The organism is Arthrobacter sp. Marseille-P9274 (assembly GCF_946892675.1).
Taxonomy (GTDB): Bacteria; Actinomycetota; Actinomycetes; order Actinomycetales; family Micrococcaceae; genus Crystallibacter.
The window spans coordinates 306,793-329,633 of the sequence record NZ_CAMPOV010000001.1; the positions used below are offsets into that span (position 1 = coordinate 306,793).

Genomic DNA, 22,841 nt, shown 5'->3' on the forward strand with positions numbered 1-22,841 from the left:
CGGATCCTGTCGCGGGATTTGCCCGGGGTGTCAATCCGCCTGGCCGACGCGGTGCACCTTGAGCAGGTTGGTGGAGCCGGGGGTGCCGGGCGGCGAGCCGGCGACGACGACGGTGAGGTCGCCGGTGCTTGCGAGGCCGAGTTCCCGGAGCCGGCGGTCCAGCTCGAAGGTCATTTCGTCGGTGTGGTGCTGCGCGGGAATGAGCACGGGCTGGATTCCCCAGGCCAGGGTGGCGGTGTGCATGGTGGCCAGCGACGGGGTGAAGGCGAAGACGGGCCTGGCGGGGCGCAGCCGGGAGAGGCGGCGCGCGGTGTCGCCGGTCTCGGTGAAGGCGCAGATGCAGGCGGCGCCGAGCTGGTCGGCGATGTCCACGGCGGCGCGGGTGACGGCCCCGGCGCGGGTGGCGGGTTTGCTGCCCAGCGGCGGCACCAGGTCCCGGCCCTGCTCTTCGGAGGCCTCCATGATCTGCGCCATGGTCCGGACGGCTTCGACCGGGTAGCTGCCGACGCTGGTTTCGCCGGAAAGCATGACCGCGTCGGCGCCGTCGAGCACGGCGTTGGCGCAGTCCGAGGCTTCGGCGCGGGTGGGCCGCGGGTTGCCGATCATGGACTCGAGCACCTGGGTGGCGACGATGACCGGCTTGGCCCAGCGGCGGGCCAGGGCGATGGCGCGCTTCTGCACCAGCGGCACGTCCTCCAGCGGGACTTCGACGCCGAGGTCGCCGCGCGCCACCATGATGGCGTCGAAGGCGTCGACGATTTCCTCGAGCGCGTCGACGGCCTGTGGCTTCTCGATCTTGGCGATGACCGGGACGCGGCGGCCCTCCTCGTCCATGATCTCGTGGACGCGGCGGATGTCGGCGGCGTCGCGCACAAAGGACAGCGCGACCATGTCCACGCCGGTCTTCAGAGCCCAGCGCAGGTCCGCCTCGTCCTTATCGGTCAGCGCGGGCAGGCCCACAGCGACGCCGGGCAGGTTGATCCCCTTGTTGTTCGAGACGTGCCCCGGCACCGTGACTTCCGCGCGGACTTCGGTGTCGGTGACCTCGAGGGCCATCAGCGCCACCTTGCCGTCGTCGATGAGCAGGGTGTCCCCCGGCGCGACGTCCTGCGGCAGCCCCTTGTACGTGGTGGAGCAGATCCGCCCGATGCCGTCGACGTCCTCCACCGTGATGGTAAAGCGCTGCCCCTCGGCCAGGTAATGCGGGCCGTCGGCGAACCGCCCCAGCCGGATCTTCGGCCCTTGGAGGTCCGCGAAGATGCCGACCGGCTTGCTGAGTTCGGCGGCGGCCTTGCGGATGTGGGCGTAGGTCTGCTCGTGCGCTTCGTGGTCGCCGTGGCTCATGTTCAGCCGGGCGACGTCGGTGCCGGCCTCGAGGACGGCCAGGGTCTTGGCGTAGGTGTCGAGGGCGGGTCCGAAGGTGGCGACGATCTTGGCGCGTCTCATGAGGGGATGGCGTCCTTGCTGGGCTGTAGGGTTTGGGCGATATCGCGGCCGAGTTCGGCGAGGAGCCGCCGGGACAGCTCCGGGTCCGCGGCGCAGTCCTGGCCGGTCATGGCGCTGAGCGCGTGGATCTGGCCGATTCCGTGTTCCGGCAGGGCGTCCTGCGCCAGGGCGTTGTGGCCGACGACGGCGACCACCGGCTTGGGTGCCGAGCGCCGGGCCACGACCAGGGGAAGCTTTCCGGACAGGGTCTGGGCATCGAGCTTGCCCTCGCCGGTGATGACCAGGTCGCAGCCGGCGGCGGCCTGCTCGAAGCCGAGCAGGTCCAGGAAGAAGTCGGCGCCGGAGACCATGCGCGCGCCGAGCAGCATCGCGGCGAATCCGAGCCCGCCGGCGCTCCCGGCGCCGGGGGCCTCCGCGCAGGACGCCGCCGCCGAGCCGGCTTCCTCGAGCCGGCGGACCAGGTTGGCCAGTCCGGCTTCGAGCAGCTGCACGTCCTCGGGGTCGGCGCCCTTCTGCGGTCCGTACACTGCGGCCGCGCCGTCCGGGCCGAGCAGCGGGTTCCGGACGTCGTTGGCGGCCACGATGTCCACGCCTGCCAGCCCGGGCAGGCCGTCCAGCTCGATCCGTGCGATGTCCGCCAGCGAGCCGCCGCTCGGGGCGAAGGCGCGGCCGGCGGCGTCGAAGAACCGGGCGCCGAGGGCGTGGAGCATGCCGGCTCCCCCGTCCGTGCTGGCGCTGCCGCCCAGCGCCAGGACCAGCTGGCGCGGCCCCTGCCCGAGCGCCGCCCGGATGGCCTGGCCGAAGCCGGCGCTGCTGCTGGCCATCGGGGCCAGCCCGCCGGCCGGCAGCATCTGCAGCCCCGAGGTTGTCGCGACTTCGACCACGGCCGCGTGGCCGTCGAAGGCGACGGTGGCGGAAGCGGGGCCGCCGGTCGGGCCGGCGACCTCCACTGCCAGCGGCCGGAAGCCTGCGGCCAGCGCGGCCTGGACGCTGCCGTCCCCGCCATCGGCCAGCGGCAGCAGGCGGCAGCTGATTTGCGGGCCACGGGCTTGCTGGCCGCCGGCCTGTGAGGCTCCGGCGGGAACAACAGTAGCGCCGCTGTCCCTGCTGCCGCCGGCCAGGAGGCCGGTTTCCAGCGCCTGCGCCACCTCGGCCGCGCTGAGCGAGCCCTTGAACTTGTCGGGAGCCACCAGGATCTTCATCGTGCTCATCGGACGCCGGCCTCGGCGGGAACGGTTTCGGCCGCCGCGGAGCTGTCGGCTTCCGCGGCTGCCCGTCGACCGGGCCGCTCGGCGCCGGCTGGTACCTCCGTCCTGGCGGACGCCCCGGCAGCAACCGGAGCACCGTCGTCGTTAGTATCCGCCACGCCGCCCGCGGCCAGGGCACCTCCCCCGGCGCCGCCGTCGTTATTGGTTGCCGTGCCCAGTGGCTCCACGTCCTCGCCGTTGAAGACCCGGCGCACCCGGTCCACGTCCAGCGACTTGTCCCACCAGGCGATGAACAGCGTGGCCACGGCGTTGCCGCAGAAGTTCACCAGCGCGCGGCACTCGGACATGAACTTGTCAATGCCGAAGATCAGCATGATGCCCGCCGCGGGGATGGTGCCCAGCGTGCTGAGCGTCGCGGTGAGGGCGATGAAGCCGCCGCCCGCGACGCCGGCGGCGCCCTTGGAGGTGAGCAGCATGACCGCGAGCATGCCCAGCTGCTGGCCGATGGTCAGCTCCGTGTTGGTGGCCTGCGCGATGTAGACCGCGGCAAGCGAGAGGTAGATCGCGGCGCCGTCGAGGTTGAAGCTGTAGCCGGTCGGGACGACCAGGCCGACGGTCTCCTTCTTGACGCCGGCATGTTCGAGCTTGCGCATCAGCCCCGGGAGGGCCGGCTCCGCGGTGGACGTACCCAGGATCAGCAGCAGCTCCTCCTTGAAGTGCTTGAACATCTTGAAGATGTTCAGCTTCAGGAAGGCCATCACGCCGCCGAGGACCACGATGACGAAGAGGATCGAGGTGCCGTAGAAGAGCAGGATCAGCCAGCCGAGGCTGGAGAGGGTTTCCACGCCGTACTTGCCCACGGCGAAGGCCATGGCTCCGAAGGCGCCGAGCGGGGCGGCCTTCATGATGAAGTTCAGGACCTTGAAGACGATCTTGGTCAGCCGCTGGACGGCGTCGAGGACCGGGGCTCCGACCTTGCCGACGGCGTTGAGCGCGATGCCGAAGATGACCGCCATGAAGATGATTTGGAGGATGTCGCCCTCGACGAACGGGCCCGCCACGCTGCCCGGGATGATGTGGGTCAGGAACTCCCACCACTGCTGGTTCTCGCCTTTTTCGATCAGCTCGGCGGCCGTGCCGGTGGTCTCGATCTTGCTGGCGTCCGCGTTGACGCCGTCGCCGAGCCGGAAGATGTTGATGGCGACCAGGCCGATGACCATGGCGCAGATGGTGCCGATCTGGAAGTACGTGAGGGCCTTGAGCCCGGTCACGCCGACCTTCTTCAGGTCCGCGACGCTGGCGATGCCGCCGACGATCGTGAGGAACACGATCGGTCCGATGAGCATCTTCATCGCCTCGACGAACGTGGTCCCGATCGGCTGCATGGCTTCGCCGGTTGCCGGGGCGAGCCAGCCGACGAAGATGCCGACGACGATCGCCACCAGCACCCAGAAGTACAGCTGCCGGTACCAGCGCCGGGGCCGGGCCGGGCGGCGGGTGCCGCTGTCCAATGTGTGGTCCATGGTTCCTACCTCATTGTTGGAAGATCATGCTCCGCGGGACGTCTTGGAAGCCGCGGACAGGAAGGGCAGTGGGCCGGGCATGCTTGTAGGAGCGCATGCCCGCGGAGGGACGGGTCCGGCCGGCGGGCGTGCCGGCCGGACCCGGGAAGCGCGAATCAGACGGCGGCGAGCTCTTCGCTGAGCGCCGCGACGATGGACTCAGTGACGGCCTTGGTGTCCGCCGTGCCGCCGATGTCGCGGGTGAGCTGGCCGGAGCCGGTGGCGGCCTCGATGGCCGCCTCGACGCGGCGGGCCTCTTCGTGCAGGCCGAAGTGGTCCAGCATCAGCGCGGCGCTGGCGATGGCACCGATCGGGTTGCTGATGCCGAGGCCGGCGATGTCCGGGGCGGAGCCGTGGACCGGCTCGAACATGCTCGGGAAGCGGCGCTCCGGGTTCAGGTTGGCGCTGGCGGCCAGGCCCAGGCTGCCGGCCAGGGCGGAGCCGAGGTCGGAGAGGATATCCGCGTTGAGGTTGGAGGCAACGACGACGGAAAGGTCCTCCGGGCGCAGGATGAACTTGGCGCTCATCGCGTCCACCAGCACGCTCTCGGTCTCCACGTCCGGGTAGTCCAGCGCCACGCGGTTGAAGACTTCGTCCCACAGCACCATGCCGTACTGCTGGGCGTTGGACTTGGTGACGCTGGAGACCTTCTTGACCGTCCGGGTCCGGGCCAGGTCGAAGGCGAAGCGCATGATCCGCTCGCAGCCCTTCTCGGTGAACAGCGCGGTCTGCAGGGCGACCTCGTTGCCCTGTCCGCGGCCGCTGAGGTTGCGGCCACCCAGGCCGGCGTACTCGCCTTCGCTGTTCTCGCGGACGACGATCCAGTCCAGCTCGGTGTTGTCGGCCTTGCGCAGCGGCGACTGGACGCCGGGCAGGAACTTCACCGGCCGGATGTTGGCCCACTGGTCGAAGTTCTGCGTGATGTTCAGCCGCAGCCCCCACAGGCTGATGTGGTCCGGGACGTTTTCCCAGCCGACGGCGCCGAAGTAGATCGCGTCGAACGCCTTCAGGACCTCCAGCCCGTCCGGGTCCATCATGATGCCGTGCTTCGCGTAGTACTCGCAGCCCCAGGGGAACTCGGTCCAGTCGAACGAGAATTTGCCGTTGGACTGCTCGGCGAGCGTGTCCAGGACCCGGCGGCCGGCCGCGACGACTTCCTTGCCCACGCCGTCGGCGGGGATGGAAGCGATCTTGAAAACCTGGTTGTCACTCATGCGTATTTCACTCCTGCTTGATCTTGGTTGACCTGTGCTCCGCATCACAGCTGCGGCGTCGAAATCAATTAGACCGGCGGCCGAGTGATCGCGTCCAAGACCGGATTTGAATACGCTAAATAGGCTCTACCTATCCATTCAGGTCCGCCCGCGACGCCGCATGCTCCGCCGCGACGGCCAGGAAAGCCTGCGCCGCCGGCGTCAGCGCCGCCGCCTGCCGGCTCAGCACGGCTACATGCAGCTCCGCCACCGGCTCGATCCGCGCAACCCGCAGCCCCGACTGGCGCGCCAGCGGCGACCAGGAGGACGGCATCACCGCATGGCCGACACCCGCCAGCACCAGCGGCAGGATCGACGTCCGGTGCGCCACCTCGACCGCGATCTCCACGTTCACCCCGCTGGCCACGATGTCATCCACCAGCCAGCGCATCAGCGAACCGCGCTGCGAGGCAACCACGCGGTGCCCGTCCAGGTCCTCCCGCCCGATGGCCTCGCCCGGACCGAACGTGTCCGCCTCCGGATTGATAATCAGCACCAGCGGCTGGCGCTCGAGCTGCATCACCTCCACCCCCGCCGGCCTGATCGGCCGGTCGGAACCCAGGATCCCGATCTCGGAACTCCCGCTGCGGATGGAGGCAACGACGTCGTCCGTGGTAAACGCCGCATCCACGTTCACCACTACCGCGGGATACCGGCGGGAGAACGCCGCGATCATCGACGTCAGCGGCTCGATCCCCGGCGACGGCATGGCCGTCAGATCCAGCCGCCCGCTGCGCAGACCCTTCACAGCAACGACGGCGGACCTCGCCACCTCCAGGTCCCGCACCACCGCGCGCGCCGGCCCCACCAGTTCCCGGCCCGCCTCGCTGAGCACCACCCGCCGCCCGACCCGGTGGAACAGCGGCACGCCGACCTCCTGCTCCAGCGTCTTGATCGTCTGCGACAGCGACGGCTGCGCGATCAGCAGCTGCTCGGCCGCGCGGTTGAACCCCTCGTAGTCCACCACCGCAAGGAAATACTTCAACTGCCTGACGTCCACGCGCTCTCCCGGCCCAACGTTTTCATCCGCACGCGCGGATGCTGTCCGCTACCCATTATGTTCAAGGCCGCGCACCGTTCAGGTACATGCCGTCGTACTGTCAGTCAGTCCCGGCAGGAGCCGGCGCCGCCTTGCCGGGATCCGGCTCCCCCGCCGCCACGGCCTTTATGGCCCGCGCCGGCTTCTTCCGGCTGTCCGGCCGCGGCGGCCGGCTCGAGATCAGGAGGTTGATCCAGCTTGCCCGCGGGTCGGCGTCCACCAGCAGCGCCTTCAGCAGCAGCGTCGCCGGCAGCGCCAGCAGCGCGCCCAGCCAGCCGAGCACCCAGTACCAGAACAGCAGGGACAGGAAGGACATGGTCGGGGTGACGCCCACGGCCTCGCCGGTGAACTTCGGCTGGATGATGGACTGCACCGAGAAGTTGAGGATGCTGTAGGCGGCGACCACCGCGAGCGCCGGGCCCGGGCCGCTGTCGAGCAGCGCGAGCAGGGCCGGCGGGACCAGTCCGATCACAAAGCCAATGTTCGGAATGTAGTTGGTCAGGAACGCCAGCACACCCCAGACCCAGATCAGCGGGACGCCGATGATGGCCAGCGCGGCGACGTCGAGCAGCGCCACGATCAGGCCGAACACCGTGGTGACCACCCAGTAGCGGCGCACGCCGCGGCTGAACGTCACGACGGCCTCGGTGAAGCGCGGGTTGCCGGCCTTGACCGAGGCCAGCCGGCGGCGGATCTGGACGGAGTCCATGCCCAGGAAGAACACCGTCATCACCACGGTGACCAGCACCGACAGCACCGAGGTGACGTTGCCCAGTAGCGGCGTCACGAAGCTCATCACGTTGCTCGCGTCGATCGACCTCAGCTGGTCCAGCAGCGTCGACTCGCTGATCCCCACGCTCGCCAGCAGCCCGACGATGTCCGACCACAGCTTCGTGAATTCCCGGTTGTACAGGGGCAGTTCGCGCAGCAGTTCGGTCGCCGCCCACGTGGTGGCCGCAAAGAACACCAGGATCAGCACCAGCACCAAGACCAGCGTGATCACGGCCGCCAGATAGCGGTGCAGCCGGCGCGCCAAAAGCAGCTGCAGCGGGTACGCGACGATCATCAGGTTCAGGCCGAGGAAGACCGGCGCGATGATGCTGCTCAGGTCCCGCACGAAGTACAGGAACACGGCCAGCCCGGCCAGTCCCAGGCAAATCAGCACGAAGCGCGGCATCGGCGCCCTGGCCGGCGTCGGTGCCTCGGTCCGCATCGGCGCCCCTGCCGGCGTCGGCCCCTTGGCCAGCGGCTCCCCCGCTGCGGGGCCCGGCGTTGTCGGTTCCATCTTGTTCTCCTCCAGTTCCGCGGCCCAGTGTACGGGGCACGAGTCGCGTTTTCGTGGCCGGGCGGGGTGCGGGAATTACGCCGCCGTTCACCTTCCGTTCAGGGATTACGACGGCGGCGCCCGGGTTCCGCTTCTTTCGGTGGCTACAGCGAGCCGTAGATCGTCCCGGCAAGACCGATGACGGCGAGGACAGCCACCGCGCCGACGCCGTACTTCCACGCCGGGGACCCCGGCCGCAGCACGCTCCACCCCACCAGCACCGGCCCGGCAACCAGGAGCAGGGCAGCGCCCGCCGCCAGCGAACCGGCCCACGGATCCGGGTCGAAGCACTCCAGGAAGCAGCCGCTGAAATTCACCATCGCGACCACCGCCAGCATGAATACCGGATAGCCGACGACCACCCAGCCGAGCAGCACCGCGAGCACCGCCTGGACCACCCGCGTGCCCTTCCCCTTCACATCCACCCGGCCATTCTCCCTGATGAGGAGGCATTTGCCCCGGCTTGCCGACGCCGTCGGCCTCCCGGCACACAGGTGCCCATGAAAATGCCCCCGCGGCCGTCGAAAACGGGCCGCGGGGGCATCCACTCACTGCCGGTTAGAGCTTGGACTTCCGGTAGCCGGCGGCCCGTGCCGCGGCCTCGGTCTTGAAGCACTCCTCGGGCGTGGTGATGTTGTAGAACCGGCCGCCGGGCACGTGGTACTTCCACTCCTTGTTGCTCCCGGTGCGGTTGCCCTTCACGGGGTAGCCTTTCGGGCAGTTCTTGCCGCTGATCGCGGTGCTCCGGACGGAGGCCTTCTTGGTGACCACCAGTTTCTGGGTCTTGGTGGCCGACTTGGCAGCCTTGCCCAGTTTGTACTTCACGGTGGTGGTCACGCTGTAGGTGCCCGCCTTCAGGGACGCCGATGCCACGTTTGAGGCGACCGCCTTCTTCCCCTGCTTGACAGTCAGGCGCTTGGACGTCACCTTCGCCGCCTTGGTCGCCGACACCAGCGGAGTGATCTTTGCCTTCGCTGACCCCGTGACGGTCTTGTTCGGAATGGTCCTGATGACCACCGGTGCTGACTTGACGGCGGCAACGACGGCGACGGACGCGGGCGCCGGCGCGGCTGCTGCAATGGCGGTGCCCGACAACGCGAGCGATATGACCGCGACGGCCGCAGCGCAGGCGCGCATAAGCTTCTTCAAATTTTCCCCCAACAGGATGCGGCCGCCCTACCGGACGACCGAGACTGATCAATCGTTAAATCATACCGTCCCACGCCGTTCGTCTTGTGAGAGCCCTGCCCTCTTGCGGGCTGCCCCAAGTTTTTCTCCGAGTCTCGTGGATCACTCCGTTGTGGTCGCTCTGGCTGAGGTTCTCCTCAACATAGCGAGCAGCAAGACGGGCAAGCCTGCACGTGGCATCCGCCTCGGCTCTACTCTTCGTAGCACCCGGCAACAGGCGCGCCGCCACGCTCCGTAGCACTCGTTTTTGCGGGTCAGGCAACGTCGGGTGCCAACCAAATGGGCGCTGCCGGCGGCCCACGACCACGCACAAGCGCCCTAGGCTATCGGCATGGACTCCTTGTGGCCGCTGATCCACGCCGAGCGGAACGCACTGTGCCGCGACCTCGCCGGCCTTCCCGACGGCCGGTGGGCGACGCCGTCGCTCTGTGCCGGGCTATCCGTGCGGGAGGTGCTGGCCCACCTGACCGCCGCGGCCAGCCTCAACCCGGTCCAATGGATGGCCGGCGTGATCCGCTGCCGGTTCGACTTCGACAAGCAGGTGGCCATGCGCCTGGCCGAGCACCTCGGGGCCACGCCTGCCGAGACGCTCGCCCGGTTCCGCAGCGTGCTGGCCAGCACCGTGTCCCCGCCGCTGCCGCGGATCGCCATCCTCGGCGAGACCGTGGTGCACGGCGAAGACATCCGGCGCCCGCTCGGCCTGCGGCGCCCGTACCCGCCCGAGGTCCTCACCCAAGTCGCCGGCTACTACCAGCAGTCAGACATGGTGGTCGTCGCCAAGAGCCGCGTCGCCGGACTCCGGCTGGCCGCGACGGACGGCCCCTTTGCCGCCGGCACCGGCCCGCTGGTCGAAGGCCCCACGCTCGCCCTCATCATGGCCATGACCGGCCGCCCCGCCTACCTCGACGAACTCGCCGGTGACGGCGTCGGCCTCCTCCGCGAACGGAGCTGAGCGGAAGGAAACCTGACCGCGGATCGCCTTGCCGCCGTCGTTGTTGAAAACGGGCCGGTGCCGTTGCCCCCGCCCGGTCAGCAGGCCGGGCGAAGCGAGGCCTCGTCCGAGGCGGCGATGCCGATCAGGGCACGGCCCGCGTTCTCTAAGGCCCGGGTTCCGTTGCGAGCGGGGTTCCACTGTGAGGCGCCTGGGGCATCCACGGCACATCCATGATCAGCTCATTGAGGGCCTGTGAGATCAGGTCGCGTTCTTCAGTCGGCAGCACGCCAAAGCCGTCAAGGTACGCCGCTACCGGGTTTGCCATTTCCGACCCGCCGATACTCAGATAATGCACCCACAGCACGGGCACGCTCAGCCCGACTTCGCGCATCACGGCCGCGGTAAGGATTTGCTGGTCTGATTCTTCCACGTCGTCCCCCTGGAAAAGAGTGTGAGCGATCGAATGGCCTGGGCAATGGGTACCGGTGTTGCTCGCATCCCTTACTCGTCGAACCGGGTTTCAATTGCGCGTCCCTCATTGAGCCGGGCAACGACGGCGGCCGCGACCTCCCGCAGCTTGACGTTGCGGGCGCTGGACGCGTTCCGGAGAACCTCGAAGGCTGCATCCTGGCTGCAGCCGTTCTGTGCCATGATCACGCCCACGGCCATGTCGATGGTGGTGCGTGATTCCATCGCGGCCTTCAGGTTGTCCCGGGCATCAGTCAGGTGTGCCATGCGGAGGGATAAGTTCAACGCTTTCGACGCGGTCGCTACGTAGTTCTCGGCCCGGTCGATGGCCTCACCCGAAAAGGCATGGGCGGATCCGGCATAGAGGTTCAGACCTGCCCCCGCCTCTCCATCTAGGGCAAACGGGACACCGAGGATCGACCTGACGCCGTGCTCGTGCGCAGCCTCGATGTAGTCAGGCCAGCGATGCTCCGTGTCCACCTCCGGAACGAGCGTGCTCTGTTCGGTCCGGATGGCAGTCAGGCACGGACCGTCCCCGAACCTGGTCTGCTGTTCATCCAGGTCCCTGGCGTTCTCGTCGCTGCTGGCGATCGTGACGGATTTCTTACGCCGCACGAGCGTGATGCCGCAGTAGATTCTCCGTTTCGGGTCCGACAATTGATCGGCCGAATAGACAGCCAGTTCATGTAGGAACTGCTCGACATCGGGGCTGGTGAGCACCAGGTCCTGCAGATACTCGGCGCTGCCCTCCACCGGAACGCCGTCCGTTGCGTCAGCCATGATAAGTCCCGTTCGTGTTCGATCTGGAACCATTCCGGAAAACCGGAAGGGATCAAATTCCTGGGACCGCGCGCTGCTCGACGGCTACCTCCAGCCTACAACTCCCGGTTCCTGCGCGGGGGCAATCGGACTACCTCGTGGTTAGTGAGCGTTGCGTCGATCATGGCCCTGACTGGCCCTCTGCCGGAGAGCGTCCGCCCGTCTTCCCCCCAATATGCAGGGTCTCTAGGGTCAAAGAGATCCGCAGGTGCGTATGCTGGAAGTGGTTGACCTTTTTGCGAGACCGCGGTTCCTTTGGCGGGGATGTTTGCGGGCTGGTTCGCCTCAAAGCCCTACCGGAGAATGATATGGACCAGAAACTTCCCTTGGATGAACTCTCATCAGTCATCGCCAGAATCGAGGGCCTGCTGCTGACGGAAGAGAAGGTCGACAGCGCCGTCCAGGTTCTTGCCCGGGCAATCAAGGACGCGGTGCCCGGGACGATCGGTGCCGGAGTATCACTGCTGGATTCCCGGGGACACAGGACCAGCAACGGATTCACCGATCGGGTCGTCAAACAGGCTGATGCCCTCCAGTACGAGCTGGGACAGGGCCCATGCCTGTCGGCCTGGGCCGCCGAGGACACCGTCATCGTGGACGACGCCCATACCGATCCCCGGTGGCCGCTGTGGGGTTCAGCCGTGGCGGGGCTGCCCATCCGCTCCGTGGTTAGCAGCCCGCTGATCGCGGACAAGGAATGCCTCGGGGCGTTGAAAGTCTACGCCGCCGTTCCCGCTGCCTATTCCGAGTCAACGGGGCGCCTGTTGGAGATGTTCGCAGCACCCGCCGCCACCCTGCTCTCCCACGTCCAAGCCAGCGAAGTTCCCCGCCGAATCAGCGAAACCCTGCAGTCTTCCCTGCATAGCCGGGACCTGATCAACCGCGCGTGCGGGGTGCTGATGGAACGCCACGGGCTGGGCAACGAGGAAGCCCTCCAGGCCCTGATGCTCCAGGCCCGCAAGGCGGGGACACCGCTGCGGCAGTTCAGCTTCACCCTGGTCGCCGGGACGCCGGCGACCGGACAATAGCCGGGGGTACCGGATGGGCTTCGATCCGTCTGAACCGGAACAGCGGGCCATGCTCCGTTCGGCGCTGCAGGTTGCCGGGATCAGCGTGGGAGACCTCTGGCTGCATTACTTCAGCCTTGGCGGCGCGGTAGGCGAATATGAGGTTGAAGCCTATCTGCAGGGCCTACTGGCCCTGCCTGCACTCCAGCGGGACCTGCTGGCCATGGCCGCGAACGAGCTCATCGAGGAAATCCCCCGCCCCAGAGCACCGTACTCCGACGAATTCACCGGCGACGCCGTCGAACCCCGCCACCAGCCGGAAGCGGAGGAATCGGCGGACCAGAGCCGTCCCGACGGGCAAGACCGCGAATAAGGCCGGCACTTGCAGGCAGGAAACCTCTACTCATCGAACCGGGTCTCTGCCTCACGGCCCTGATTAACCCCGGCGACGATAGTGGCCGCAACTTCACGCAGCTTGACGTTACGGTCGCTCGAGGTCTTCCGGAGAATCTCGAAGGCCGTGTCTTGGCTGCAGCGGTTCTGGCCCATGATGACTCCGACCGCCAAGTCAATCGTGGTCCGCGATTCCATCGCGGCCTTGAGGTTGTCCCGGGCCTCGGTCAATTGCGCCATGCGGACCGATAGGTTCAATGCCTTCGAGGCTCTCAACGCGTACGTCTCGGCCCGTTCAATCATTGGGGCGGACAACGTGTGGGCGGATCCGGAATAAACGTTCAGGCTTGCCTCCGCTGCTCCGTCAAGTGTGAACGGGACGCCGAGGATGGACCCGATGCCGTGTTCACGCACCGCTTCCATGTACTCGGGCCAGCGAATTTCCGCATCGGCATCCGGAACGAGGACCGGCCTGTTCTCGCGGATGGCCGTCAGGCACGGACCGTCTCCATACCTGGCCTGCTGCTCATCCAGCTCGCGGGCAGTCTCATCGCTGCTGGCAATCGTAATGGACCTTTTCCGCCGAACCAGCGTAATCCCGCAATAGATCTCCGGATCCGATCCGGAGAGCATGCCGGACGAATAGACCGCCAGCTCCTGCAGGAAGACCTCGACATCGGAGCTGTTCAGCACGAGATCCTGCAGATACTCGGCCAGACCAGCCCAAACCACGTCATTCGTCGCCGTCTTGGCCATGGTGGCCCCGTTCCTGATCCATATGTGCAATCCCCGGGAAGAACCCAATAAAGCTGATCAAGTCGAAACCTCCGGGCTACTTCGCGGCTTCCTCAAGCCTACAACTCCGGTAGTCGCACTGGGCCTTTATCCATACTGCAGAACTTGAATCGAACGCCGCCGCACCACCGATTCGGCGCCTGGCGCTACCGCTCCCCGAGCCCAACTGTCTGCAGCCGGGTGGCTTCCACCGGCGCCGGGCTGCCGGCTGCCCGGGACCGCGCGATGGCACGGAAGACTTCCACAGCCGAGAAGGCCAAAGTCAGCGCGATGGCGGCGACGACAACGGTCCGCACTGCGGCGAGACTGCGATCGGCACGGGCGGCTTCACTCCCGCCGGCCCGTCCGGCATCACTCCCCCCGGCCCGTCTGGCATCACCCCGGGCAACCCGACTGCCGGAACGGCGCGAGGGCTGGACCGCCCCCGCGGGCCGGTCTTCAGAGCCGGCAGTGAAGCCCTCGGTTTTCCGCAGCGACCGCAGCGCCGGCGTTTCCTGCAGTCCCGGTTCCGCGGCGGGGACGGCGCCCTCCACGGCAACGGCGGCCGGCAGGTCAACGATGTAGGGCCTCCCGGAGGCCGCTTCGGACGCCACCGCTTCCGTCCACGTGCCCGGAGGATTCGGCAGCCGTCGCCGCGCAAAGGCGTCCCGGAGCATCTGCCGGATTTCCGGCAGGCTCTTACCGCGCGCACGCCGCGCCACTTCGAAGATGGCCAACTGGCGCTGGACATTGCTGCGTTCCATCGGCTTCTTTTCAACCACTACACGATCCTTTCATTTGGCGCCCGCCTGACCTCAGGGGCCGCGTGTCAGTACTCATGAGTTCCTGCTCGATGACCGACACTCCTCGACCCGGTCCTTTCCCCAGCTGCCCGGGTCATGCGGAAACTGGCTCCACAAGATATAATAAGCATGCTTTGCTTCTAGTGGAGAGCATCCGCCGGTCCCGGCCGGATATAGGCCGGCCCCGGTTGCGCGGATCTCGCTCCAGCTTTTTTGACGCAAGGGGATGTACAACATGGGAAACGGAGCCTTTTCGGACGGCCAGCCGGGCTCGAGCCGCGGTGCCGCCCTGCCGGTTGCGAAGCGTCCCACTGACACCGGCAGCTTCGCCCATCAGGATTTGATCGAGGTGATGAGACGCCGCCGCGCCGCGGAGGATAAGCTGCGTCGCCGCCTGCAGGAGGCATTGGCCGCGCGTGGCGACGGCGAGCTGCCGTAGCGCAGCCGCGGTCCGCGCGGAGGCTCAGTGGGGGGTTCTGTGCCTCACCGTCAGGTACATGCGGTGGGCGGTAATAACGACGGCGAGCCACGCCGCCCCGAGGGCCCACGCGGCGAGGACGTCGGTGAACCAGTGGTGGCCGAGGAAAACCCGGCTCAGCCCCATGAGCAGCGCGAAGCACCCGGCGGCGGCGATCGTCAGGTACTGGCCACGCCGCGAACGCAGCCGCAGGATGATCAGGTAGGCGACGATGCCGGCGATGACGATCGAGTTCAGGGCGTGCCCGCTGGGGAACGACGCCGAGTGTTCGTAGGGCGGGACCGCGTCGCTGAGCGCGGGGCGGGAGCGGCCGAAGAACGGCTTGCCGGAGACCGTCATCAGCAGCGACCCGAGCGCCGCCGCCGGGATGAGGATGACCGGCGTCCAGGAGCGGCGGCGCCAGGCCAGCGTGATGGTGGCCAGGACGGCGAGGATCGGCATGCCGACGGTTCCGCCGAGGTCGGTGTAGGCCGTGGCCAGCAGATCGACCCCGGGCGAGCGGAGGGTCTTCGCGTACGCCAGCATCGGGTGGTCCAGCTCGGCCACGCCGTCGCCCTCGGTCACCGCATCGTAGACCCCGGCGAACGCAGCCGTCAGGACGACGGCAATGACAACGCCTGTGGCAAGGAGCAGGATCAGCGTCGGGTTCGGCCCCAGGCGGGCACCGGCCTTTTCCGCGGCGCTGGCCAGTAAGCGGCCGAACCGGCTGTGCCAGCTCGCCGGATCCCGCCCGCCGGGCAGCCTGTCGCCGCGCAGCTCCCCCGCTACGCCTTGTCCGCCCGGCGGCTCATGCTTGCTCGAGTCCATCACCAAAGGATCGCCCATGAAGCTGGCAAAGTGCGGCGAACCCCCGGCTTTTCCAGCGGAATAGACATTCCTCGTGCTCCCCGACGCCTAAACGCGGATGACAACCGGGCCTTCAAGACCTTCGAGCGCATCGTAGTCCCGGTCCTGCGTCGCCACAGGCATCCTGTTGGCGAGCGCAACAGAGGCGATCCAGAGATCGTTGACGTTGATCCTCCGTCCGGCTTCGGCAAGCCGATAACGCAGGCGTGCCCAATGCCGCGCAGCTTCGGCGCCGACGGGCAGGAGCTCGAACCGGGCCAAGGACTCGACTGTCTCCAGGCGCCGCGCCCGCGTATCCGTATCCTTTGCCGCATAGACACCCGCATGCAGTTCGGCCAGCGACACCACGCTGACGTACAGCTCATCCGGGAGAGCCGCAGCCTCGAGCTCACGACCCGATTCGTGGGCGATGAAGACACTGGCATCGAGCAGCGCCCTGCTCGCTGTCACTGGATCTCGCCCAGGTCATCTGTGGTGTCGCTGGACAACCGGGCGAGTTCGTCTCTCAGCCCTTGATCTGCCTGCGGGAACGCCAGCAGATCGGCTTTGGTCAAGAAGGGCCTCCCCGTTGCGCGGATGGCCTCCAGCCGGGCCGCCGGCACTCCGTGGCTTGTGATGATGATGTCCTCACCGTCGCGCGCGCGGGCCAGAAGATCAGCAGTCCGATTGCGCAGCTCCCGTATACCCACCATGCCCATGCTTCAAGAATAGCCGGTGTGCTACAGATGTGGCACGGGTATGAGCACACCCCGCATCAGGAGGGCAGAAACTCGGGTGACGGCCCCGCACACGGCAGGCGCCGCCGTCGTTGTTGTCCCGTGGATCAGTCGCCGACGGCGTCGCGACCGCGGCGGACGATGTGCGGGTCCGCCGGGTAGACCACGGACGTGTCCTTGCCCTCGTAGTCGAACTGGTTGAGGAAGAAGCGCATGGCGTTGATGCGGCCGCGCTTCTTGTCGTTGGACCTGATGGTGGTCCAGGGCGCATGGTCGGTGTCGGTGCGCAGGAAGGTGGCTTCCTTGGCGTTCGTGTAGTCCTCCCAGCGGTCGAGGGAAGCGAGGTCCATGGGCGAAAGCTTCCAACGGCGCACCGGATCAATCTGCCGGATGGCGAAGCGGGTGCGCTGCTCGTGCCGGGTGACCGAGAACCAGAATTTGGTCAGGTGGATGCCGGAGTCGACGAGCATCTTCTCGAAGACCGGGGCCTGCTCCATGAACGTCTCGTACTCCTGCTGGGTACAGAAGCCCATGACGCGCTCGACGTTGGCACGGTTGTACCAGGAGCGGTCGAACATGACGATCTCGCCGGCGGTAGGCAGGTGCTGGATGTAGCGCTGGAAGTACCACTGGCCGTGTTCGCGGTCCGAGGGCTTGGTGAGTGCGACGGCGCGGGCCGCCCGGGGATTGAGGTGCTCGGTGAAGCGCTTGATGGTTCCGCCCTTGCCGGCGGCGTCGCGGCCTTCGAAGACGATGACGTGCTTGTGGCCCTCGTCCTGGCCCCAGTACTGGAACTTCAGCAGCTCGATCTGCAGCTTGTACTTCTCCACCTCGTACTCCTCGCGGGTCATCCGCTCCTCATACGGGTAGTCCTCGCGCCAGGTTTCGACGGCGGATCCGCCCGGGTTAATGAGCTCCGGGTCCTCGCCTTGGCTGCCGTGCACTTCGTAGCCGAGGTCGACGAGCTGGTCGATGAATTCACGCAGGTTGTCGCGGACCAGCCAGCGGTCTTCCGGTGTCCATGTACTGCCAGCCTCGGTCATCCGGGCCTCCTCCTTGAGTTTGTTGCAGTCTCCCCTGGCGCGTCGATGCGCCGTGCTGCCGATCCCGCATTTTAACAGGGCGGGTTGGCCGCAAGGTGAACACGGTTGCCGCACCTGCGGGGCGTGGCCGCGCGGTTGGCCGGCCGCCGTCGTCCGGGTCCCGCTAAGCCTGAGCCCCCGTTAAATCTATCCCCCGTTGCATTTCTTCAGTCCCCGATGGACGGGGAGATGGTCGCTGGGCCCGGTTTGACTCTGTCGCCCCTGTAGCCGCCTGTCAGCCGGGCCGTCAAAGTCACCCCCGAGCCGTCAATCACCCCCCGAGCCGTCAAAGTCGACCCAGTTTGCAGTCCGCAAACCTGGCGAGGAGCAGTTTTCGGCCTAACGTACCGATAACGCCTCGATAACGGGTAACGGGGTAGTCCACATTAAAGACATTCCAATTTTTGCAGCTTCGTGAGGTTCCTGGGGAGAAGAGCGTTACGCGCTGATCCGACCCGGCCTCACGAAGGAGTTTTGTGCAGTGAAAATGCGTGTCGACCACCTGCAAGGGGCTCCACGGTCCACAACTCCAACGAATGACTTGACTCCCGCGGCTCCCGCGGGGAACGGCTCTCCGGCCAGATTGGCCACGGGTGGCGTTGCTCTGGAGCGCCGGCTGGCGGATCTTCTCGCATCGGTGGTGAAGCAGGACGACGTCCCCGTGGACGCCAACTTCTTCCAGGACCTGGGCGCGGACTCGCTGGTCATGGCGCAGTTCTGTGCCCGCATGCGCAAGCAGCCGGACCTGCCTGCCGTGTCGATCAAGAACATCTACCAGAACCCAACGATCACGGCACTGGCCGCGGCCCTGGCACCGCCGGAAGAGTCGTCGGCGACGGTGCAAGTGCAGGTGCAGGACCGGCTGGCGGAGGTGCTGTCCGGCGTGCTGGCCGTCGAGCACGTGCCGGTGGACGCCAACTTCTTCCAAGACCTGGGCGCGGACTCGCTGGTCATGGCGCGATTCTGCGCCCGCGTGCGCAAGCAGCCGGATCTGCCAACGGTGTCGATCAAGGACGTCTATCAGAACCCGACGATCGCGGCACTGGCCGCGGCTCTGTCACCGGCGGAAGTGGTGTCCGTGCCGGTGCAGGAGCGGCTGGCCGAGGTGCTCGCCGGCGTGCTCGGCATCGAGCAGGTCGCACTGGGCGACGACTTCTTCCAAGACCTGGGCGCGGATTCGCTGGTGATGGCGAAGTTCTGCGCCAGGGTGCGCAAGCAGCCCGACCTTCCCGCGGTATCCATGAAGGAGATCTACAGCAACCCGAGTGTCTCCGCCCTCGCTGCTGCCTTGGCCCCCGCAGAGCAGGAGAAGCCACAGGAACCGTCACCGACACTAGCCTCCGTTCCGGAGACACCGCCACCGATGGACGCGCGGACGTGGGAGTACATCACCTGTGGCGTTCTGCAGACGCTCGTCTATCTCGGCTACTGCGTGGTTGCAGGCCTTTTGACGGTCGTCTGGTACCAGTGGGTGTTCCCGGCCGCGGGCCCGGGGAACCACGAATGGCGCGAACACGGCATGAGCTTCTGGGAGATCTACCTGCGGTCGACGGCCTACGCAGCGGTGGTATTCGTGGCCCTGTGCATACTGCCCGTGGCGGCCAAATGGATCATCATCGGGCGCTTCCGCCCCCAAGAGATCCGCATCTGGAGCCTTGCCTACTTCCGCTTCTGGCTGGTCAAGACCGTGATACGCACCTCGCCACTCCTGCTAATGACCGGTTCGCCGCTGACGACCTTCTACCTGCGGGCCATGGGCGCCAAGGTGGGCCGCAACGTCACGATCCTGACTAACCGACTGCCGGTCTGCACTGACTTGCTCACCATCGGTGAAGGCACGGTGATCCGCAAGGACGTACTCGCCAACGGCTACCGCGCCCACGGCGGTGTCATCCAGATAGGTGCGGTGACGCTGGGCCGCGACGTCACCGTCAGCGAGGGCAGCGTTCTGGACATCAACACGACGATGGGAGACGACACGCAGTTGGGCCACCGGTCCACCCTTTACACCGGCCAAGCCGTGCCTGCGGGCGAGCATTGGCACGGTTCCCCGGGCAGGCGCGCCGACGTGGACTACAACAGGGTCGAACGGACACCCTACCGCCCATGGCGCCGGGGATTGTTCGCCACGTCCCAGCTCATTGCCACGCTCGGACTGGGCCGCATCCTGGCGGGGCAGGCGATCATCCTGATCGTTCTGGCTGATCCGAATGTTGCGGCGCTTCTGGAGACGCAGGCTCTTGCGTTCACCAGTTGGGTCTTCTACGCCGACGCTCTTTTCTATGCCGGCTTGAGCGTCTTCGGCGGGACGATCGCGGCGTTCCTCTTGATCACGACCGTGCCGCGGGTGCTCCAACTCGCCCTGAAGCCGGACACGGTGTATCCGATGTTCGGGCTGCGGCACGGGGCCGAACGGGCGGTGGGGAGGATGACCAACAGCCGCATGCTTCCATCGCTGTTCGGCGATAGCTCCTACGTCGTGAACTACGTGCGGGCCATCGGGTACCGCCAGCCGCAGGTCCAACAGACAGGATCGAACCTGGGCCAGTCGTTCAAGCACGACAACCCATTCCTGACGTCGATAGGATCCGGAAGCATGATCGCCGACGGGGTGTCATTCATGAACGCGGACTACTCGGCGACGTCGTTCAAGGTCAGCCGGACGACGCTCGGCGCGCACAACTTCCTGGGCAACTTCGTGCTCTACCCGGCCGACGCCAAGACCGGGGACAACTGTCTGCTCGCGACCAAGGTGATGGTTCCCATCGACGGATTGGTCCGCCACGACGTAGGCCTGCTTGGTTCACCACCGTTCGAGATCCCACGCTCGGTCCTGCGGGACGCCCTTCCCAAGGAGCATGCCGGCCGCGCCAACTTCCGCCGTGACCTCGCGGCCAAGAACAGGCACAACCTTCGTACGATGGCCCTCTTTATGCTTGATCGCTGGCTCAACGCGACGCTTGCAGTACTGGTAATGTTTGCCGGCGTCGAGCTGTCCGATCAATTCGGTTTCCTGGCCTTCAGTGGATCGTTTCTCCTGATGCTTATAGTTGGCGTGCTGGCCCCCATTGGCATCCAACACCTCGTGCTGGGGTTCCGGCGGCTCAAGCCCCAGCTCTGCTCGATCTACGACCCCTACTTCTGGTGGCACGAGCGGTACTGGAAGGTGCAGGCCAATAGCCGATACATGTCGCTCCTCAACGGAACCCCCTTCAAGCCGGTGGCATGGCGTCTACTGCGCGTGCGGATCGGCTCCAGGGTGTTCGACGACGGCTGCTTTATCCCCGAGCGGACACTCGTGACGATCGGCTCCCGGTGCACCCTGAACAGCGGCACCCAAATCCAGTCCCATTCCCAAGAGGACGGGATGTTCAAGTCCGACTACGACGTCATCGGCGACGACGTCACGCTCGGCGTCGGCGCACTTGTCCACTACGGCGTAACCGTCGAAGACCGCGTCGTCGTCGCCGCCGACTCCTTCGTGATGAAGGGAGAAAACCTCCCCCGAGGATCCCTGTGGGGTGGCAACCCGGCCGAAGAGGCCCGAGCCGCCGTCACGTCCCCCGTCGTGCTGGAAACGCCCGTGGCATGACCACCAAGACACATGAGGGCAGCAGAGGCCCCGCAAACAGCCCTGCCCGCAGATCAAAATTCCGGCGAATTTAGCCTCAGGTCACGTCTCCTGTAATCCGGGGAACTCAGGGTTAGAGGCCGCTTGCCCGATCCCTCTACTTGTCCTACACAGCGCAGATTTATCGTGCTATCAGAACACATTTTCGATAGAATTAGGCATGGCGATCGCACCTCTCGAAGCGACTCAGGAAGCCACCGGCTTCCTCGCTTCGATGCGCGATGAACTGCAGGAGTTCGCCGCGATTTTCCGTCAGAATGCCGGCCTTCAAGACCCGCAGGTAGTGGCGGATTGCGTAGGGCTCTTCGAGGACCTCTCCAGGACCGTCGAGCAGCTGCAGGTCACTGGGGCACATACGGTGGAGCGGCAAGGCGTAGCAAGCGCGGGGGGCCGGGACCCGAACAACCCGGAGTTAAAGTCCGAATTCCGGGACGCCGCCGACTACCTCCGCGCCCGGCTGCGGATCAGCCGGACCGAAGCCCGGCGCCGTATCCGAGTGGGTGCCGGCACCATGCCGCAAACCCTCATCTCCGGCGGCGAGGCGCCGCCGAAGTACGAACGTCTGGCAGCCGGGCTCGCCGAGTCCGAGATCGGCGGCACGGCCGCGACCCTCATCCATGACACCCTCGAACGCATTCGCCCGGTCGCCTCCCCGGATGACCTGGCTGCCATGGAGGAACAGCTGACCCGGCAGGCCGCCGAATCGGATGTGGACACGCTGCGCATCATCGCGCGTAGCTGGGAAGCCGCCGTTGATCCCGACGGACGCGAACCCAGCACGGAACAGCTCGTCGCCCAGCAAGGCGTCTTCATCAAACGGAAGCGCTGGGGCCTGCACCGGCTCGAAGTATGTGCCACGGATGAACAGTACGAGCATCTGATCACGGCCATGAATACGGCAACCAATCCGCGCCTGCAAACCACCTTCTCACCCGAAGCCGGCGACCTCCAGGCCACCGACAGCAGCCCCGGCCACCTCACGGACGGCGCCGCCGCGGAGGCAAGCGCAGCAGCAACCGGCCCGGCGGCAGAAGCAGGACCGGCGGGAGAAACAGGGTTCGTTCCCGGGTGGCCTTCCCCCACCCGGCCCCAACTGCTGCTCCAGGGTCTCGTCGGTGCCTGTCAGATCGCCCTGTCCACGGATAAGCTTCCCGCCAGCGGAGGCCACCGGCCCCAGGTCATGGTCACCATCGACTACCAGGACCTCATGAACGCCACCGCAGCCGGTACCACCGGCCAGGCCGTCTTCACCGGGCTCATCACACCCCGCACGGTCCGCAAAATGGCCTGCGACGCCGACCTCATACCCATCGTCCTCGGCGGCAAAGGCGAAGTCCTCGACATCGGACGATCACAACGCCTGTTCACTCCGGCCCAGCGCCGCGCCCTCGTCGCCCGCGACAGGGGCTGCGCCTTCCCCGGCTGCACCATGCCCGCCCACTGGACCGAGGCGCACCACATCAGGTTCTGGAAGAAACACAAAGGCAGAACCTCCGTCGCCAACGGCGTGCTCCTCTGCTCCTTCCACCACCACCTGGTCCACGCCGGAGACTGGATCATCGAATCGATAGACGGAATACCGTGGTTCATCCCGCCCGCCTACATCGACCCCTCACAAGTCCCACGACGCAACAGATACCGGCACCCGCCCGTTCTCAAACGTACCGAACAGTCGGCGGCTGCGGCACAACCCACCCTGGGCTGGAACCGACCCTTCGGCGACGGGCCAGCGCAGCCGGCCGAACCGCCTTGGTAGGCAGACGCGTGACGTCCGAGGCGGAGTTATCGACCACTGTCTTACCCAATCTTTCCGCCGAACGAGCACGCCCCGCACAGATGCTGGAGCGGCCTGCGTGGCCACTTGCTGTGG

Annotated in this window: 22 protein-coding genes; 6 read left to right on the plus strand and 16 right to left on the minus strand. The window is 66.7% G+C overall.

Annotated features, from left to right (window positions below; all coding sequences use genetic code 11):
- Window positions 1-30: 30 nt before the first annotated feature.
- The 8 genes from pyk to OC550_RS01460 all read right to left on the minus strand — a co-directional run bounded on the left by pyk (window position 31) and on the right by OC550_RS01460 (window position 8,981).
- The gene (gene pyk / locus OC550_RS01425; protein WP_262103530.1) at window positions 31-1,446 is read right to left on the minus strand and encodes a pyruvate kinase; all 1,416 of its coding nucleotides are present in this window, start codon (window positions 1,444-1,446) and stop codon (window positions 31-33) included.
- Window positions 1,443-2,657: a glycerate kinase gene (locus tag OC550_RS01430; RefSeq protein WP_262103531.1), complete on the minus strand. Its 1,215-nt coding sequence runs from the start codon at window positions 2,655-2,657 to the stop codon at window positions 1,443-1,445. Before OC550_RS01430 ends, pyk begins: the two co-directional genes overlap by 4 nt.
- Complete coding sequence (gene dctA, locus OC550_RS01435; protein ID WP_262103532.1) at window positions 2,654-4,177, minus strand: C4-dicarboxylate transporter DctA; 1,524 nt, start codon at window positions 4,175-4,177, stop codon at window positions 2,654-2,656. The genes OC550_RS01430 and dctA overlap by 4 nt, the downstream gene beginning before the upstream one ends.
- 155 nt (window positions 4,178-4,332) lie before the next feature.
- Window positions 4,333-5,430 carry a tartrate dehydrogenase gene (locus OC550_RS01440; protein ID WP_262103533.1) on the minus strand — a complete coding sequence of 366 codons (1,098 nt, stop codon included), beginning with the start codon at window positions 5,428-5,430 and terminating at the stop codon, window positions 4,333-4,335.
- A gap of 130 nt (window positions 5,431-5,560) precedes the next feature.
- On the minus strand, window positions 5,561-6,469 hold the full coding sequence (locus tag OC550_RS01445; RefSeq protein WP_262103534.1) for a LysR family transcriptional regulator: 909 nt from the start codon (window positions 6,467-6,469) through the stop codon (window positions 5,561-5,563).
- Between the two features lie 100 nt (window positions 6,470-6,569).
- Window positions 6,570-7,793 carry an AI-2E family transporter gene (locus tag OC550_RS01450; RefSeq protein ID WP_262103535.1) on the minus strand — a complete coding sequence of 408 codons (1,224 nt, stop codon included), beginning with the start codon at window positions 7,791-7,793 and terminating at the stop codon, window positions 6,570-6,572.
- 143 nt (window positions 7,794-7,936) lie between these two features.
- Window positions 7,937-8,257, minus strand: coding sequence for a hypothetical protein (locus OC550_RS01455; protein WP_262103536.1), 321 nt, complete (start codon window positions 8,255-8,257; stop codon window positions 7,937-7,939).
- Between the two features lie 133 nt (window positions 8,258-8,390).
- Complete coding sequence (locus tag OC550_RS01460) at window positions 8,391-8,981, minus strand: hypothetical protein (RefSeq protein WP_262103537.1); 591 nt, start codon at window positions 8,979-8,981, stop codon at window positions 8,391-8,393.
- A gap of 370 nt (window positions 8,982-9,351) precedes the next feature.
- Between OC550_RS01460 and OC550_RS01465 the strand changes: the two genes are divergently transcribed.
- Window positions 9,352-9,972 carry a maleylpyruvate isomerase family mycothiol-dependent enzyme gene (locus OC550_RS01465; RefSeq protein ID WP_262103538.1) on the plus strand — a complete coding sequence of 207 codons (621 nt, stop codon included), beginning with the start codon at window positions 9,352-9,354 and terminating at the stop codon, window positions 9,970-9,972.
- Window positions 9,973-10,117: 145 nt separating this feature from the next.
- Here the strand turns inward: OC550_RS01465 and OC550_RS01470 are convergent, their stop codons facing one another.
- A complete protein-coding gene (locus OC550_RS01470; protein WP_262103539.1) occupies window positions 10,118-10,384 on the minus strand; it encodes a hypothetical protein in 267 nt (88 codons plus the stop codon).
- Window positions 10,385-10,455: 71 nt separating this feature from the next.
- Window positions 10,456-11,202: a GAF and ANTAR domain-containing protein gene (locus tag OC550_RS01475; protein ID WP_262103540.1), complete on the minus strand. Its 747-nt coding sequence runs from the start codon at window positions 11,200-11,202 to the stop codon at window positions 10,456-10,458.
- Window positions 11,203-11,549: 347 nt separating this feature from the next.
- Here OC550_RS01475 and OC550_RS01480 point away from each other — a divergent pair, with 347 nt between their 5' ends.
- Together OC550_RS01480 and OC550_RS01485 are read left to right on the plus strand one after the other, a co-directional pair.
- Window positions 11,550-12,269 carry a GAF and ANTAR domain-containing protein gene (locus tag OC550_RS01480; protein ID WP_262103541.1) on the plus strand — a complete coding sequence of 240 codons (720 nt, stop codon included), beginning with the start codon at window positions 11,550-11,552 and terminating at the stop codon, window positions 12,267-12,269.
- Window positions 12,270-12,282: 13 nt separating this feature from the next.
- Window positions 12,283-12,621: a hypothetical protein gene (locus tag OC550_RS01485; RefSeq protein ID WP_262103542.1), complete on the plus strand. Its 339-nt coding sequence runs from the start codon at window positions 12,283-12,285 to the stop codon at window positions 12,619-12,621.
- Window positions 12,622-12,647: 26 nt separating this feature from the next.
- Here OC550_RS01485 and OC550_RS01490 read toward each other — a convergent pair whose 3' ends face one another.
- Together OC550_RS01490 and OC550_RS01495 are read right to left on the minus strand one after the other, a co-directional pair.
- The gene (locus tag OC550_RS01490) at window positions 12,648-13,397 is read right to left on the minus strand and encodes a GAF and ANTAR domain-containing protein (RefSeq protein ID WP_262103543.1); all 750 of its coding nucleotides are present in this window, start codon (window positions 13,395-13,397) and stop codon (window positions 12,648-12,650) included.
- 185 nt (window positions 13,398-13,582) lie between these two features.
- Complete coding sequence (locus OC550_RS01495) at window positions 13,583-14,197, minus strand: hypothetical protein (protein WP_262103544.1); 615 nt, start codon at window positions 14,195-14,197, stop codon at window positions 13,583-13,585.
- 256 nt (window positions 14,198-14,453) lie between these two features.
- On the opposite strand from OC550_RS01495, the gene OC550_RS01500 reads away from it, so the two are divergent.
- Window positions 14,454-14,657, plus strand: a complete 204-nt coding sequence (locus OC550_RS01500; RefSeq protein ID WP_262103545.1) for a hypothetical protein — start codon at window positions 14,454-14,456, stop codon at window positions 14,655-14,657.
- A 24-nt stretch (window positions 14,658-14,681) separates the two neighbouring features.
- Here OC550_RS01500 and OC550_RS01505 read toward each other — a convergent pair whose 3' ends face one another.
- The 4 genes from OC550_RS01505 to ppk2 form a co-directional block, all read right to left on the minus strand.
- Window positions 14,682-15,503, minus strand: a complete 822-nt coding sequence (locus OC550_RS01505; protein WP_262103546.1) for a phosphatase PAP2 family protein — start codon at window positions 15,501-15,503, stop codon at window positions 14,682-14,684.
- Between the two features lie 87 nt (window positions 15,504-15,590).
- Window positions 15,591-15,992, minus strand: a complete 402-nt coding sequence (locus OC550_RS01510) for a type II toxin-antitoxin system VapC family toxin (protein ID WP_262103547.1) — start codon at window positions 15,990-15,992, stop codon at window positions 15,591-15,593.
- Window positions 15,989-16,240: a type II toxin-antitoxin system Phd/YefM family antitoxin gene (locus OC550_RS01515; RefSeq protein WP_262103548.1), complete on the minus strand. Its 252-nt coding sequence runs from the start codon at window positions 16,238-16,240 to the stop codon at window positions 15,989-15,991. Before OC550_RS01515 ends, OC550_RS01510 begins: the two co-directional genes overlap by 4 nt.
- Window positions 16,241-16,365: 125 nt before the next feature.
- Window positions 16,366-17,301 carry a polyphosphate kinase 2 gene (gene ppk2, locus OC550_RS01520; protein WP_262103549.1) on the minus strand — a complete coding sequence of 312 codons (936 nt, stop codon included), beginning with the start codon at window positions 17,299-17,301 and terminating at the stop codon, window positions 16,366-16,368.
- A 526-nt stretch (window positions 17,302-17,827) separates the two neighbouring features.
- On the opposite strand from ppk2, the gene OC550_RS01525 reads away from it, so the two are divergent.
- Both OC550_RS01525 and OC550_RS01530 read left to right on the plus strand, forming a co-directional pair.
- On the plus strand, window positions 17,828-20,932 hold the full coding sequence (locus tag OC550_RS01525) for a Pls/PosA family non-ribosomal peptide synthetase (RefSeq protein ID WP_262106218.1): 3,105 nt from the start codon (window positions 17,828-17,830) through the stop codon (window positions 20,930-20,932).
- Window positions 20,933-21,131: 199 nt separating this feature from the next.
- Window positions 21,132-22,727, plus strand: a complete 1,596-nt coding sequence (locus tag OC550_RS01530) for an HNH endonuclease signature motif containing protein (protein WP_262103550.1) — start codon at window positions 21,132-21,134, stop codon at window positions 22,725-22,727.
- Window positions 22,728-22,841 lie beyond the last annotated feature (114 nt).

What these genes read in the sequence shown, in the direction of transcription:
- pyk (WP_262103530.1), bottom strand. Translation starts at nt 1,446, where the DNA reads ATGAGACGCGCCAAGATCGTCGCCACCTTCGGACCCGCCCTCGACACC.
- OC550_RS01430 (WP_262103531.1), bottom strand. Translation starts at nt 2,657, where the DNA reads ATGAGCACGATGAAGATCCTGGTGGCTCCCGACAAGTTCAAGGGCTCG.
- dctA (WP_262103532.1), bottom strand. Translation starts at nt 4,177, where the DNA reads ATGGACCACACATTGGACAGCGGCACCCGCCGCCCGGCCCGGCCCCGG.
- OC550_RS01440 (WP_262103533.1), bottom strand. Translation starts at nt 5,430, where the DNA reads ATGAGTGACAACCAGGTTTTCAAGATCGCTTCCATCCCCGCCGACGGC.
- OC550_RS01450 (WP_262103535.1), bottom strand. Translation starts at nt 7,793, where the DNA reads ATGGAACCGACAACGCCGGGCCCCGCAGCGGGGGAGCCGCTGGCCAAG.
- OC550_RS01465 (WP_262103538.1), top strand. Translation starts at nt 9,352, where the DNA reads ATGGACTCCTTGTGGCCGCTGATCCACGCCGAGCGGAACGCACTGTGC.
- OC550_RS01475 (WP_262103540.1), bottom strand. Translation starts at nt 11,202, where the DNA reads ATGGCTGACGCAACGGACGGCGTTCCGGTGGAGGGCAGCGCCGAGTAT.
- OC550_RS01480 (WP_262103541.1), top strand. Translation starts at nt 11,550, where the DNA reads ATGGACCAGAAACTTCCCTTGGATGAACTCTCATCAGTCATCGCCAGA.
- OC550_RS01485 (WP_262103542.1), top strand. Translation starts at nt 12,283, where the DNA reads ATGGGCTTCGATCCGTCTGAACCGGAACAGCGGGCCATGCTCCGTTCG.
- OC550_RS01490 (WP_262103543.1), bottom strand. Translation starts at nt 13,397, where the DNA reads ATGGCCAAGACGGCGACGAATGACGTGGTTTGGGCTGGTCTGGCCGAG.
- OC550_RS01500 (WP_262103545.1), top strand. Translation starts at nt 14,454, where the DNA reads ATGGGAAACGGAGCCTTTTCGGACGGCCAGCCGGGCTCGAGCCGCGGT.
- OC550_RS01505 (WP_262103546.1), bottom strand. Translation starts at nt 15,503, where the DNA reads ATGGACTCGAGCAAGCATGAGCCGCCGGGCGGACAAGGCGTAGCGGGG.
- OC550_RS01515 (WP_262103548.1), bottom strand. Translation starts at nt 16,240, where the DNA reads ATGGGCATGGTGGGTATACGGGAGCTGCGCAATCGGACTGCTGATCTT.
- ppk2 (WP_262103549.1), bottom strand. Translation starts at nt 17,301, where the DNA reads ATGACCGAGGCTGGCAGTACATGGACACCGGAAGACCGCTGGCTGGTC.
- OC550_RS01525 (WP_262106218.1), top strand. Translation starts at nt 17,828, where the DNA reads ATGCGTGTCGACCACCTGCAAGGGGCTCCACGGTCCACAACTCCAACG.
- OC550_RS01530 (WP_262103550.1), top strand. Translation starts at nt 21,132, where the DNA reads ATGGCGATCGCACCTCTCGAAGCGACTCAGGAAGCCACCGGCTTCCTC.